The 14,762-nt window shown below is 59.7% G+C and carries 7 protein-coding genes; all 7 read left to right on the top strand.

All coding sequences use genetic code 11. The features are described 5' to 3' along the window. Positions 1-124: 124 nt before the first annotated feature. The 7 genes from NQ519_RS04070 to NQ519_RS04040 all read left to right on the top strand — a co-directional run bounded on the left by NQ519_RS04070 (position 125) and on the right by NQ519_RS04040 (position 14,759). Entirely contained in the window at positions 125-1,906 is a 1,782-nt protein-coding gene (locus tag NQ519_RS04070) for a right-handed parallel beta-helix repeat-containing protein (RefSeq protein WP_019149350.1), read from the top strand. A gap of 162 nt (positions 1,907-2,068) precedes the next feature. Next, entirely contained in the window at positions 2,069-2,623 is a 555-nt protein-coding gene (locus NQ519_RS04065; RefSeq protein ID WP_044118560.1) for an RNA polymerase sigma-70 factor, read from the top strand. A gap of 60 nt (positions 2,624-2,683) precedes the next feature. After that, positions 2,684-3,706: a FecR family protein gene (locus tag NQ519_RS04060; protein WP_026076255.1), complete on the top strand. Its 1,023-nt coding sequence runs from the start codon at positions 2,684-2,686 to the stop codon at positions 3,704-3,706. Positions 3,707-3,796: 90 nt separating this feature from the next. Further along, a complete protein-coding gene (locus tag NQ519_RS04055) occupies positions 3,797-7,273 on the top strand; it encodes a TonB-dependent receptor (protein ID WP_026076256.1) in 3,477 nt (1,158 codons plus the stop codon). 13 nt (positions 7,274-7,286) lie between these two features. After that, positions 7,287-9,074 (top strand): RagB/SusD family nutrient uptake outer membrane protein, encoded by a 1,788-nt coding sequence (locus NQ519_RS04050; RefSeq protein ID WP_019149354.1) that lies wholly within the window; start codon positions 7,287-7,289, stop codon positions 9,072-9,074. 80 nt (positions 9,075-9,154) lie between these two features. Then, entirely contained in the window at positions 9,155-10,063 is a 909-nt protein-coding gene (locus NQ519_RS04045; RefSeq protein ID WP_026076257.1) for an endonuclease/exonuclease/phosphatase family protein, read from the top strand. Between the two features lies 1 nt (position 10,064). After that, a complete protein-coding gene (locus NQ519_RS04040; RefSeq protein ID WP_019149356.1) occupies positions 10,065-14,759 on the top strand; it encodes an alpha-N-acetylglucosaminidase TIM-barrel domain-containing protein in 4,695 nt (1,564 codons plus the stop codon). Positions 14,760-14,762 lie beyond the last annotated feature (3 nt).

Genomic DNA, 14,762 nt, shown 5'->3' with positions numbered 1-14,762 from the left:
TTCCGCACACCGGGGCGGGCGCATCCGCCGCCCCCGCAAAACAACCATCACGACAGCCGCCGGGACGGGACGACCGAACGATCGTTCGTCCCGACGCAAATCAAACCTTTAACACGAAACTTTTATGAACTTCAGAAAACTGGGAACGATCCTTCTGGGACTTTCGGCCGCACTCATGCTCTCCTGCTCTGACAGCGACACGGGCGATGGTCCCGCAGCCGGCGACGGGCTCACCGTCAGCCCCCTGACCATCGAGGCGGGCGCAACGGCTGAAACACATGACATCGAGATCAAGACCAAAGCCCCCTGGGAGGCGCAGGCAAACAAGGATTTTATCAAAGTGAGCCCTTCGTGGGGCATCGGCAACGCCACGATGGTCATCACCGTCGAAAAGAACCGCACGCAGGAGAAACGCAGCGCCGTCGTCGTGGTATGGATCGACGAAGAGAACGCCCGGGAGATTACGATCACCCAGGCAGCCGGGACCGAAGCCCCGGCCGGCGAACGTAAATTCTATGTGACCGGAAACGGCTCCACCGACAATTCGGGCCTCTATTGGGATGAACCTACGACCCTCGAATGGGCGCTCGGGGAGGCTGTTGCCGGTGAGGAGATCCACATTGCGGCCGGAACCTACACCCCGACCAAGTTCCTGACGGGCACCGAGACCTCCGGCGACGACAACAACAAGACCTTCGAAATCAACAAGAACATCACCCTCATAGGCGGCTATCCGGTCGCTCCGGAGGAGGGCGCGGTCGCCGATCCGGCAGTCAACAAGACCATCCTCAGCGGCAAACTCTCGGAAACTGCGAACGCCTATCACGTCATGGTGATCAGCGCCCCGCTCGCAGAGGGCGAATCGGTGAAAGTCAAAGGCCTCTACATCCAGGACGGCGTTGCGGTGGCCAAACTCGGTCCCACGGTCAACGGAGAACCCTGCCAGACCCGCAACGGCGGCGGACTCGTCGTACAGGGAGCCACCCGGGCCGAACTGGAAGACTGCGTCATTGCCAACAACACGGCCGAGACCCACGACGGCGGCGGCGTGTACCTCAAAAAGGCCAAAGAGGCGAAATTCACCCGCTGCCAGATCCGGGACAACAAAACGAACGGCGCCGGAGCTCCCGCCGCCGGTATCTGCAACGACTGCTCGGTGCTCTATCTGTACGACTGTACGTTCGAGAACAACCAGTCGGGCGGTAACAGCGCGGCCATCCAGGCGGCAGGCGGCGGTGGTATCACGGCCGAAACCTACGCCTTCAACTGTACGTTCAACAAGAACAGCGCCGGAGTCCTCGGGGACAGCCGTGACGCCGCCGGATACTACTGCTTGTGGACTGCCAAAGCAGCTTTCGTGAACTGTACCTTCTACGAGAACAAGGTTATCGGCGGCCAGCGGGGCGGTGCCCTGAACGTAAACTCGGGCGACCTCGACGTCATCAACTGCACCATCCACAAGAACGACGGAAAGAGCATGGGCGGCGGTATCCAGATACGCACGGCCGACGCGAAGGTACGGATCTACAACTCGGTCATCGCCGGAAATATCGCCACGACAGCCGGCATGGAAGATATCGGCTACGACAACGAATCGGCCGCCAGGGCCGTGATCCGCAACTCGGTGGTCGGCACGGCGGTTTACAACGCCGGCGGAAGCATCGCCGAGGGAGTGTCGTTCGATGCGGCGACGATGTTCGGCAGCTTCGGAAATAACGGCGGCCACACCAGCACGATCGCCCTGACCGGTTCGGACAATCCGGCAGTCACGGGCGGCATGAGTGCCAGCGAACTGAGCGCATTGGTGAAGGACACGCTCGTACCCGCGGCCGATGCCGCCCTCGTCACCAAAGACCAGACGGGGGTAGACCGTTCGGGCAAGCAGATGGGCGCCTGCGTCCGGTAAGCAAACGTCCACGGGCGCAGGCGCAGTGCGCCCGTGGACTGTTTTACCCCGTTTGCATCCCGGAGAGCGACGAAACGAAAATTTTGATATATTTGTATCGTTGCCCTCCGTCTGGACGGAAAGCGAAACGATGATATTCACGAATCCGAATACCCGAACGTTTTGAAAGAGTTCAACGATCGCCTATTGCTTGAACTGCTTAAAAAGGATGACGAAAAAGCATTCAGCCTCCTTTTCGAGAGCTATTATGTCCCTTTGTGCCGGTATGCGAGACTGATCCTGAAATCCGAACAACCGGCGGAGGAGGTGGTGATGAACGTCTTCATCTACATTTGGGAAAACAGGACACGGATCGAAATCAAAAGTTCGTTGTGCGCTTATCTGTTCCGGTCGGTAAGGAACCGGTGCATCAATTACCTCCGCGACAACGCACCTTCGGTTTACCTGAGCGACGTGATGGTCGAACTGTGCAGCGAGGAGAACCGCGACATGGAGGTCGAAGAGTTGAACCATTTCATCGAAGAGGCCATCCTGTCCCTGCCCGACAAATGCCGGGACGTATTTCTGAAGAGCCGCAACGAGGAGATGTCCAACCGCGAGATCGCCGAACAACTGAACATTTCGGTAAAGACGGTCGAGGCACAGATCACCAAAGCGCTCAAAACGATTCGCAGCTACATAACGGATAAGATGGTCCTTTTATGGATGTTTTTTTGAAACCTGCGGCTTTTCGCGTAAGGGTTGCACCTGTTTTTCGTGTCCTACCTGTATATTAAGATGAGTATCGGCAAAGACATACCTTGGGATGAAATAATCGCCCGCCTGAAACGAACCTCCACCCCCGGGCAGGAGGCCCGCCTCGAAGCCTGGCTTGCCAGCGACTCCAACGCACGCATCTACCGCGAGCTGACCGGGTTGTGGGAAAGCATTTCACGGCAGGCGGCCTACGAACCGGATGTCGAAAAGGGCTGGCGCGAACTCTCTGCCTGGACCATCGGTGCGACTGCGAAAAAAGCATCGGAACCCCGACTGCCGGCCAGACGTTCCGGGAAACTGCTCCGTTGGGCCGTTGCGGCTGCTGCCGCCGTCTGTCTCGTCGCAGGCGGACACGTGCTGTCGCAGCTCGCCGGCGGGTCCGCAGCGGAAGAGGAGCTCCGTATACAGCAGTACTCCACGATCCGCGGGAAGTCCGAAATCCTGTTGTCCGACGGAACCAGAATCTTCATGCGCAACAACACGACGCTCACGCTGAACACTGGAATCGGAAACGGCGAACGGGTGGTACGGTTGTCGGGCGAGGCATTCTTCAACGTGGCGAAGGACGAAAAGCGGCGTTTCGTCGTGGAGACCGGGGACCTGACGGTTGCCGTGCACGGCACGGAGTTCAACGTCCGCACGACCGAAGTGTCGGGCAAAACGGTAGTCGGCCTCATCGAAGGATCGGTGTCGCTGAATCGGGCCGGGAAAGAGTTTTTCATGGTCCCCGGCGAGATCGCCGACTGCGACTCCGCAGGACGCATCACCATCTCCCAGGGAAATGTCGAACTCGAACGGTGCTGGTCGAAGGAAAAGCTGGTCTTCCGGGAGAAGAACCTGCAATACATCAGCCATTACCTTTCGCGGTGGTACGACATCCGGATAAGCGTCGATCCCGCGATAGCGACCGAATACGTCTACACGTTCACCCTCGGCAACGAACCGGTCGAGGAGGTCATGCGGATCATGGCCCGTCTGAATCCCATAGAATACCGCTTTACGGAAGACAACTGTCTTCGCATATCGAAAAAACGGGGTTTGTAACTACAAGGCAACATATCGAATCTGCAATCGGGCAGCTGTCGGAAAAGCCGGCAGCCAGCCTCCTGCAACGCTAACTTTAACCTTAAAAATATGAAATCAAGACTTTTCCTCGTTACCGTCCTGCTCGTATTGTGGGGAGGGGTAACATTCGGCCAGGGCCGGGGGACGGAGAAGAGGATCACGGCCAGTTTTTCCGGCATCCCCCTTTCCGAAGCCATCGGCACCATCGAAAAAACGAGCGGATACACGTTCTTCTACGACGTCAAAAAAACAGACCTGACCCAAAAAGTCTCGCTCTCGGCGCGGAATATGCCCGTCGCGGAAGCGATCGGCAGCATGCTGAAGACGACTAACCTGGGATTCGAGATCGCCAACATGCAGGTCGTGCTTTTCCTGAAGGAGAAGAAATCTGCGGCACCGCAGTCGAAGGAGATCGACGTAACAGGCAAGGTAACCGACCACGAAGGCAATCCGCTGGTCGGGGTCACCGTCGTCACGGAGACCGGTAACCGCGGCACCACGACCGGGAACGACGGACGCTTCTTCATCCGCGTACCTCAGGGCGCATACCTCATCGTCTCCTACCTGGGCTATGAGAACCAGACCCTCAAAGCCGCACCGAACATGTCGGTCACACTCAAAGAGGACAGCAAGAGCATGGAGGCGGTCGTCGTCGTGGGTTACGGCACGCAGAAAAAGGCCAACCTGCTGGGTGCGGTATCACAAGTAACTTCCGAAGAGCTCAAGGACCGGCCGGTATCGTCGCTGGGCAAGGCCCTGCAAGGCGTGATCCCCAACCTCAACATCACCTACGGCTCCGGACTCCCGGGCGCCGAGACCAACCTCAACATCCGCGGCGTAGCGTCGATCAACGGCAGCGGAGCGCCGCTCGTGCTCATCGACGGCATCGAAGGCAACATCGACCGGGTGAACCCCAACGACGTGGAGTCGGTATCGGTGCTCAAGGACGCGGCCTCGGCGGCGATCTATGGCGCCCGCGCCGGTTTCGGCGTGATCCTGATCACCACGAAAAACAACGCCGACGGCAAAATGCGCATCAATTACAGCGGTCGTTTCAGCGTTTCGGACCCGACGACCTGCACGGATTTCATCACGACCGGTTACGATGCGGCCGTTCTCGCCGACGAGTTCAACAAGTCCTACAACGGCAGCCCCTACACTCGCTATGACGGAGACGACTTCCGTCAGCTGTACCAGCGCCGCAACGACCGGACCGAGAATCCCGACAGGCCCTGGGTCGTCCAGAAAAACGGCAAATACATGTACTACGCCAACTTCAACTGGTACGATTACCTCTTCGACTACACCCAGCCTACGTGGGATCATGACCTGAGCATCAGCGGCGGCAACGAAAAGTTCAACTATCTGGTCAGCGGCAACCACTACACCAAAGAGGGTCTCTACGCCCAGAACACCGACAAATACACGACCAACAACCTGAACATGAAGTTCGGCGCCCAGGTCAAGCCGTGGCTGTCGATCAACGGAGCCGCCCGCCTGTTCCATTCGAACTACCGTTCGCCGGGCTACGATTTCGAGGACGGCGGCAACATTCCCAACTACACTTTCCACGCAATGCCTTTCGTAACGCCCTACAACCCCGACGGTTCGAGCGTCTACACCACCGAGGTCACGGGATCGGCTCCGGCCGACGGTATGGCGGCGGCAGTAACGCAGGGCAAGGCATTCTCGCAACTGAAACAGACCCAGTATACCACGACGATCGGAGGCGTGATCACGCCCCTCAAGGGATGGAGCATTGTCGGAACCTTCAGTTACAAGCGTTACCACCGGGAAAAGTCGTTCCGCTCGGCCAACATCTCCTATTCGGATGCTTACGGAGAGATGAAAACGGCTACGACCGGGTTTTTCAGTGACAAGCTGCGCGAAAATTCGGCCGTCGAGGAACATTACACCTATGACCTTTACACGACCTACGAACGTAGCATCAACCGGCACAATTTCAAGATTCTCGCCGGTATGAACCACGAGGCATACCGCTACAAGCTCATCTACGGCGCCAAATCCTCGCTCCAGTCCGACTACCTCAACGACCTCAACCTGGGAACGGGCGTAGCCGAAGCGTCGGGCGGCCAGAGCCGCTGGGCGCTGCTCGGCTTCTTCGGACGGGGAACCTACGACTACGCCGGGAAATACCTCGCCGAGGTGAACTTCCGCTGGGACGGTTCGTCCCGCTTCCCGAAACACGACCGGTGGGGCTTCTTCCCCTCCGTGGCCCTCGGCTGGAGGATCAGCGAGGAGAATTTCATGGAACCGGTCCGCAAGGTGATCGACAACGTCAAACTGCGTGCGTCGATCGGTTCGCTCGGAAATCAGGCCATCGCCGACAGCTATCCTTATATCCAGTCGCTGAGCCCCTCGCTCTCGACCTCCTACCTGATGAACGGCAACAAAATCTACATCACCAGCCTCGGCGCCCCGCAGTCGGGCGACCTGACCTGGGAGACGATCATCACGAAGAACCTCGGCCTCGACCTGGGATTCTTCGGAAACCGCCTGACGGCGACCGCCGATTTCTACATCCGGGACACGAAGGACATGCTCATCCCGGGCAAGGAGCTTCCGGGCGTCTACGGCATGGCCTCGCCGAACATGAATGCCGGCGACCTGCGCACCCGCGGATACGAGATCACGCTCGGCTGGCAGGACCGCTTCAACCTCTGCAAAAAGCCCTTCTCCTACAACATCAGCCTCACCCTCGCCGACAGCAAGGCCAAGATCACGAAATTCGACAACCCGACCAACTCGCTGCGAACCTACATCGTCGGGCGCGACGTGGGCGAACTCTGGGGCTACCACATCGAGGGACTGTTCCGGACCGATGCCGAAGCCGCCAACCGCAAGATAGACCAGAGTTTCGTGAACCCGAACATCTACAACGAGGCAGTTGGCGCCTACCGCGGCCTGCAGGCCGGCGACCTCATCTACGCCGACCTGGACGACAGCGGCGCGGTCGACTACGGCGACTACACCTCCGACAACCCCGGCGACCTGCGCGTGATCGGCAACTCGCGGCCGCGCTACCATTACAGCATCAATGCGGGTTTCACCTGGTACGGATTCGACTTTTCGGTGTTCTTCCAGGGCATCGGCCGCCAGCACATCTATCCGGGAGCCAACAACATGCTCTTCTGGGGTCCCTATGCCCGGCCGTACTCCTCGTTCATTCCGACCACGTTCCTGACGGACGTGTGGACGGAAGACACTCCCAACGCCTATTACCCCAAAGTCCGCGGCTATGCCGCACAAGGCTCGCGGTCGCTCGCCCAGACCAACGACCGGTATCTGCAAAATCTCGCCTACTGCCGTTTGAAAAACCTGACTTTCGGCTATACGCTTCCCTCGTCGCTGACCTCCAAGATACGGGTCGAGAAAATCCGCGTCTATTTCAGCGGGGACAACCTCTTCACATGGACCAAACTGAAAAGCGACTACCTCGATCCCGAGCAAATGACCTCCGATGCGAACGGACGCGTCTATCCTTTTTCGAGAACTTTCTCATTCGGCGTCGACATCAGTTTCTAAATAAACCTGAATTATGAAAAAGATACTCTGTACCTTATGCATTGCCGCGGCATTCGTTTCGTGCAATCTCGATGAGTTCCCGCTGGACAAGCTGGCCCCTGAGAACTATTTCAACAACGAAGAGGAACTGAAAACATTCACCAACACCTTCTACCAGCAGAACTTCCCCGAGGCGAGCGCCATCTATTCCGAGAGCGCCGACGTCATCATCGTAACGACGCTCCAATCCGAAGTGTCGGGCACGCGCACCGTCGTCAACGAGGGCGGCGGCTGGGACACCGGAAGCTGGCAGCCGCTCACTTATATCAACAACTACCTTTACTATTCGCACCGTTGCAGCGACACGAAAGCACGGGAGCGCTACGACGGCGTGGCCCGGTTCTTCCGCGCCTATTTCTATTTCGAGAAGGTGAAACGCTTCGGCGACGTGCCCTGGTACGACCAACCCCTGAAATCGGACAACCCCGACCTGTACAAGGCCCGCGATTCCCGCGAGTTCGTCATGTCCAAGATCCTCGAAGATATCGACTACGCCATTGCCAAACTGCCCCAGGAACAGAACGTTTACAGCGTCACGCAGTGGACCGCGCTCGCCCTCAAATCGCGGATCTGCCTCTTCGAAGGCACATTCCGCAAATACCACGGCATAGCCGGCCATGAAGAGTACCTGGACGAATGTATCGAGGCTGCCGAACGGTTCATCGATGAAAGCCCGTATCTGATCTACAAGGGTTCGTCGACTCCGTACCGGGACCTCTTCTCGTCGAACAACGCCATTTCCACGGAGGTGATCCTGGCCCGCGACTACGAGATCGGCCTGAACATCATCCACAACGCCAACAACTACACGCTTTCCAACACCTACGGCATGCCTGGACTGAACAAGAAGATCGTGGACAGCTACCTCAAATCGGACGGCAGCCGTTTCACGGATGTTCCGGGATACAGCACGATGGAGTTTTTCCAGGAGATGCAGGGCCGTGATCCACGGCTGACGCAGACCGTGCGCGGTCCGGGTTACACGCGCATCGGCCAGACAGCCAGGCTTTCGCCCGATTTCTCGTGCTCGACGACCGGTTATCAGCTGACCAAGTGGGTGACCGACGTGAGCCAGGACGGTTACAACAAGTCCTACAACGACATCATCCTCTTCCGTGCGGCCGAGGTCTACCTGAATTTCGCCGAGGCCAAGGCCGAACGCGGAACGCTCACCCAGGACGACATCAACAAATCCATCAAACCGATCCGCGACCGGGTGGGTATGCCGAATCTCGACATGAAGGCGGCCAATGCCAATCCGGACCCGTATCTCGCCAGCAACGTGACGGGTTATCCGAACGTCAGCGGCGAGAACAAGGGCGTCATCCTCGAAATCCGCCGCGAGCGGACCATCGAGCTGATCGCTGAAGGGCATCGCTACTACGACATGGTACGCTGGAAAGAGGGCAAAATGTTCGAACAGGAGTTCAAGGGCATGTATTTCACGCCGGGCATGAACTCCGACGGCTACCGTATCTACGACCTCGACGGCAGCGGCGATGTCAGCGCGCTGGACGTCTGTCTCTATACGACCTCTTCGGCTCCGAAGGCCGCGGACCATCCGGAACTCGCGGTCATCAAAACGTTCCTCAAAATCGGCAGCGCTTTCGAGCTGACCGGAGCAGCCGGAGGCAACATCATCGTCCACAACACGGAAACCGAACCGCGCGAATGGCGTGAAGACCGGGATTACCTCTACCCGCTGCCGCTGTCGCAGATCCAGTTCGCTCCCGACAAGATCAAACAGAATCCGAATTGGTAAGCCACGGAGTGCGGCGGTACGCAATGTCGTGCCGCCGCACACTCCCGTTCTAAGAAAACAACACAAACAAGAATCAGGATATGAGAAATTCAGGAAAAATCATCTTCGCCGTCATGCTCCTCGCGAGCATGCTTCCCCTCACCTCGTGCGGAAAATCGGAGGCCCCGGGACTCAGTTCCGGAGGCATCGGCGGCAACGAAGGCGGCACCTCCGAAGAGTACAAGTACCCCAAACCGTCGCAGTCCGCGATCAGGCTGATGACCTACAACTCCTATTATTGCCGCGGCAACACGGGCACACCGGCCGTCTCGCAGACGAATACGGAGAACTTCGCCCGGGTGATCAAGACGCTCGACGCCGATATCGTAGCGATCCAGGAGCTCGACAAAGGGGCGCTGAACCGCAACAAACGCGACCTGCTGCAAGAGATCGCCGATGCGACGGGCATCGACTATCAGGTCGTTTTCGCCCCGGCGGCGGACTACATGGGTGGTAAGATCGGCCCCGGGGTCCTCGTCAAGCGATCGCTGGGCGTAAAAAGCACGAAAACGGTCGAACTGCCGGGCGACGAGGGGCGTATGCTGGTCGTCGTCGAAACGGACGACTTCGTCTTTCTGGGAACCCACCTCGACCTGAACGACGGGGCCAGACGCCAGAGCGCCACGATCATCAACGAAGTGTCGAACGGCTACCGGAAACCGGTGTTCCTCGCCGGAGACCTCAACGACTCCCACAGGTGGTCGGGCGGCGGCGCGGCCTTCCCGGTCCTCACGAACGAATTTGCGATCAAGAGTTCGACCGAAGGAACGCTTCCGGGCCAGCCCAACGAAACCATCGACTACATCCTGTTCGACGACAACGGCCAATCGTCCGCGGTGAACTTTCTGGAAACCGGAGTTGTGAAAAAACTGAATTTCAACGGCAAGGTCGAGGACCTCGACACCGTTTCGGACCATTTCCCGGTCTATCTGGACATTGAACTGAAATAAAATGAGCTTACGTCTGACATCGCTTTGCCGGGCGGTTCTCCTCACCCTGTTCCTGTCGCTTCCGGCCCTGGCCGGAGCCAGTCCGGAACGGACCGATTTCAGCGGCGTCGCCCGGCTCGTGGAGCGCCGTATCCCCTTCCTGGCCGGCAAGGTCGATTTCCGGCCGGCTTCCGACGCTGCAGAAAACAGCGACGCGTTCACCCTCGCCACACGCCGGGGACGGCTGACGATCGAGGCCACTTCGCCTTCGGCGGCGGCGACGGCCGTCAATTACTACCTGAACCGCTTTTGCGGGATGAGCCTGTCGCACAACGGCGACAACCTGCACGATCTGCCGTCGCTGCCCGAGGTCGCCCCGTCGGTGACGGTCCGTTCACCGTTCCGTTACCGCTACGCCCTGAATTACTGCACGTACAACTACACCTACTCGTTTTACGGCTGGAACGACTGGGAGCGCGAACTCGACTGGATGGCCCTGAACGGCGTCAATCTCATGCTCGCCCCTCTGGGGACCGAACTCGTATGGGCCCGGACGCTGGAAGACGCAGGATTCACCGAAAAGGAGATCGGCGATTTCATCCCGGGGCCGGCTTTCACGGCATGGTGGCTCATGGGCAATCTCGAAGGGTGGGGCGGCCCGATGAGCCGCGGCATGATGGAAAGCCGGGTCCGGATGCAGCAGCGTATCCTGGCCCGGATGGCCGAACTGGGTATCGAACCCGTATTGCAGGGTTTCTGGGGGATGGTTCCCAACAAGCTCCGGGAGAAATACCCCGACGCCCGGATCGTCGATCAGGGGTTGTGGGGACGTATCTTCCCCCGTCCGGCGATCCTGCTTCCCGAAGACCCGCTTTTCGACCGGATGTCCGACCGCTATTACTCCGTCCTGCGGGAACTCTACGGCGACTCGGTGAAATACCTCGGAGGCGACCTCTTCCACGAGGGAGGCGATACGACCGGAATGCACGTGACCCGCACGGCATCGTTGATCCAGGCCTCCATGCAGCGGCATTTCCCCGGATCGAAATGGATGCTCCAGGGTTGGAGCGGCAATCCGAAGAAAGAACTGCTCGCAGGGCTCGATCCGGCGTTGACCGTAGTCATCGACCTCTTCGGGGAGAGCGGTTCGACGTGGCGAAACACCGGGGAGTTTTACGGCACCCCGTGGATCTGGGCCACCGTAAATCATTTCGGCGGTAAGACCGATATGGGCGGTCAGCTTCCGGTGATTCTCGCGGGACCTCACGAGGCCCGTTCCGAATCCGAAAACCTTCTCTGCGGCGTGGGCATCCTGCCCGAAGGCATCGCCGCCAATCCGGTCGTCTACGACTGGGCCCTGAAAACGGCCTGGGAGCCCGGAGCGCCCGATCCCGACGACTACTTGCGCCGATACATCGTCTACCGCTACGGCACATGGAACGACCATGCTTACGAAGCCTGGCGATTGTTGCTGGGGTCCGTCTACGGCGAGTTCGCGATCAAGGGGGAAGGGACCTTCGAATCCATCTTCTGCGCCCGTCCCGGACTGGACGTCACCAGCGTTTCGACGTGGGGCCCCAAACGATTCCAGTACGACCCGGCAAAGCTCGTCGACGCGCTGGTCCTTTTCCGCAAGGCGGCGGAGCAATACGGAGACTCGCCGACATACCGTTACGACCTGGCCGATCTGGCACGCCAGGTGCTCGCCAACCACGCCCGGGACATCTACCAAAGGAGCGTCAAGGCATACCGTCGCGGCGACCGTGAAGGTTTCGGCCTGCTTTCGGCCGATTTCCTCGCGCTGCTCGGACTTCAGGACCGCCTCACGGGCACGCAACCGGATTTTCTGCTGGGACGATGGCTCGACAAGGCCCTGCACTACGGCGACAACGAGCAGGAACGCCGTCAGTCGTTGAAAAACGCCAAGACGCAGATCACCTACTGGGGACCCGCCGACCCGAATACCCGCGTGCACGACTACGCCAACAAGGAGTGGAGCGGCCTGCTCGCGGACTACTACCTGCCGCGCTGGAAGGCTTTCTTCGACTATCTGAGTGCCGATATGGAGGGCCGGAAAGTCCCCGAACCGGACTATTTCGGCATGGAAAAGGCATGGGCCGATTCCGGGAAGGAGTATCCGACCGAACCGCGCGGAGAGCTGCTCGCCGAGGTCGATTCGGTGTTGCTCGCGGTGTGTCCGCCCTACAAGGACCGGAGCCTCACGCCCCAGGAACGTGCCGAAGACCTGCTGGGACGGATGACCCTGCGTGAAAAGATCGCGCAGATGCGCCATATCCATTTCAAACACTACGACAACGAAGGAGAGGTCGACCTCGAAAAACTGGCATCCTCCACCGGCGGAGTCGGCTGGGGATGCGTCGAGGCATTCCCCTACTCCTCCGGACAATACCTGAAAGCCATGCGGCAGATACAGGCATACATGTGCAGCGACACCCGCCTCGGCATTCCCGTCATTCCCGTCATGGAAGGGCTTCACGGCGTTGTGCAGGATGGCAGCACCATCTTTCCGCAGGCCATTGCGCAAGGCGCGACCTTTAACCCGCGGCTTGTCGGCGGGATGGCCGGCCATATTGCCGACGAAATGGAGGCCATCGGTGCGAAACAGGTGCTCGCACCCGTGCTCGACATCGCCCGGGAACTGCGCTGGGGACGTGTCGAAGAGACCTTCGGCGAAGACCCGCATCTGATCTCATGCATGGGCGCCGCCTACATGAAAGCCATGCACGCCAAAGGCATGATCACGACACCCAAACACTTCGTCGCACACGGCACCCCCACGGCAGGGCTCAACCTGGCCTCGGTGAAAGGCGGCAAACGGGAGCTGATGAGCCTTTACGTGAAACCTTTCCGGGAACTGATCGCCGCAACGAAGCCGCGGTCCGCCATGAATTGTTACAGTTCCTACGACGACGAGGCGGTCACGGGTTCGAAATCCCTGATGACCGGACTGCTGCGCGACAGCCTCGGATTCAGGGGGTACGTCTACTCCGATTGGGGTTCGGTCAGGATGCTCTCGCATTTCCACCGCGCGGCCGCTCCCGGAGGCGCCGCAGCCCGCATGGCCATCGAAGCAGGCATCGACCTCGAAGCCGGAAGCGAAGAATACCGGCACGCGGAACAAATGGTCCGGGAAGGATTTCTCGACGAAAAATACATCGACCGGGCTGTCGGTAACATTTTATTCGTTAAATTTGCTTCCGGCCTTTTCGACGGGGAACCGGCGGACACGCTCGGCTGGCGGCGAAAGATACACGCCCCCGAAGCCGTGCGCCTCGCCCGTCAGATCGCCGACGAAAGTGCCGTACTGCTCGAAAACCGCAACGGCGTGCTGCCGCTGTCGCCCGGCAAACTGCGGTCGGTGGCCGTTATCGGCCCGAACGCCGACCGCGTACAGTTCGGCGATTACAGCTGGAGTGCGGAGAAGGACAAGGGCATTACCCCGCTGTGCGGAATCCGGGAATACCTGGACGGGTCCGGCGTGCGGGTGAACTACGCGGAGGGATGCGATCCCTATTCGCAGGACAAAAGCGGATTCGGCGAAGCCCTGAAAGCCGCCCGCCGGAGCGACGCCGTCGTGGTATTCGTCGGATCGCAGAGCGCCATACTCGCACGGGCATCCGAACCGGCGACCAGCGGGGAGGGTTACGACCTCACCAGCCTGCGTCTGCCGGGCGTGCAGGAGGAACTCGTCGAAGAACTCGCCCGGACGGGCAAACCGATGATAGTCGTGCTCGTGACAGGCAAACCGTTCGAACTGGCCCGCATCCGGGAATTGGCGGATGCCGTGCTCGTGCAGTGGTATGCCGGCGAGGAGGGCGGAGCCTCCGTCGCAGGAATACTTTTCGGGAAGACGAACCCTTCGGGCAGGCTTCCCGTCTCGTTTCCGCAGAGCGCCGGGCACCTGCCGTGCTACTACAACCACCTGCCCACGGACAAGGGCTACTACAATAAGAAGGGCACCCCCGACAATCCGGGGCGCGATTACGTCTTCTCGGACCCCGAACCGCTCTATCCGTTCGGATACGGATTGAGCTACACGCAGTTCGAATACTCCGGGATGGAGACAGCTTCCGGGGAGTTCACTGCGACCGATACCCTGAGGGTAAACGTCCGCGTGAAAAACACGGGCAGCCGGACGGGCAGCGAAGTCGTGCAACTGTATGTCCGGGACCTGATAAGTTCCGTTGCGACACCCGTCAGACAACTCCATGCGTTCGATAAGGTGGAGTTGAACCCGGGCGAAGAGCGGTCGGTTCGTTTTTCGATCCCCGTTCCGCTGCTCTCCCTGTACGACGCGGCCATGCGGCGCATCGTCGAACCGGGCGATTTCGAGTTGCAGGTCGGAGCCTCCTCCCGGGACATCCGGCTCCGAGACACGGTAACCGTGGCCGGATGCGCAGACATCCCGGGTCCAAAGGCGATCGGGGCGAAAGCCGGCGCCGTCCGGGAGCCGGGAGCGGAGGTCGAGATTTCGGGAACGGTGCGCAACGTGCAGGCAGCGGTCATGCCGGACGTCAGGGTTTACGCCGCATCGGCTCCCGCATGTGCCGTCGTGACCGACAGACACGGAAGATACACCCTCCGTATCCGGACCAACGACCGGGCCGTCTTCGAACTGGAAGGCCACGAACGCCGGGAGATCGACGTCACGGAGGGCGGCCGCCTCGACATAGAGTTGGAGCCGGCCATGAACTGACCC

This window comes from Alistipes senegalensis JC50 (assembly GCF_025145645.1).
GTDB classification, from domain to species: domain Bacteria; phylum Bacteroidota; class Bacteroidia; order Bacteroidales; family Rikenellaceae; genus Alistipes; species Alistipes senegalensis.
The sequence above is the reverse complement of the archived record's forward strand: the minus strand, read 5'-3'. Positions and strand labels throughout refer to the sequence as shown.

Excerpts from the sequence above, each read along its gene's own strand:
- NQ519_RS04055 (WP_026076256.1), top strand. The coding sequence starts at position 3,797 with ATGAAATCAAGACTTTTCCTCGTTACCGTCCTGCTCGTATTGTGGGGA.
- NQ519_RS04050 (WP_019149354.1), top strand. The coding sequence starts at position 7,287 with ATGAAAAAGATACTCTGTACCTTATGCATTGCCGCGGCATTCGTTTCG.
- NQ519_RS04060 (WP_026076255.1), top strand. The coding sequence starts at position 2,684 with ATGAGTATCGGCAAAGACATACCTTGGGATGAAATAATCGCCCGCCTG.
- NQ519_RS04070 (WP_019149350.1), top strand. The coding sequence starts at position 125 with ATGAACTTCAGAAAACTGGGAACGATCCTTCTGGGACTTTCGGCCGCA.
- NQ519_RS04040 (WP_019149356.1), top strand. The coding sequence starts at position 10,065 with ATGAGCTTACGTCTGACATCGCTTTGCCGGGCGGTTCTCCTCACCCTG.
- NQ519_RS04045 (WP_026076257.1), top strand. The coding sequence starts at position 9,155 with ATGAGAAATTCAGGAAAAATCATCTTCGCCGTCATGCTCCTCGCGAGC.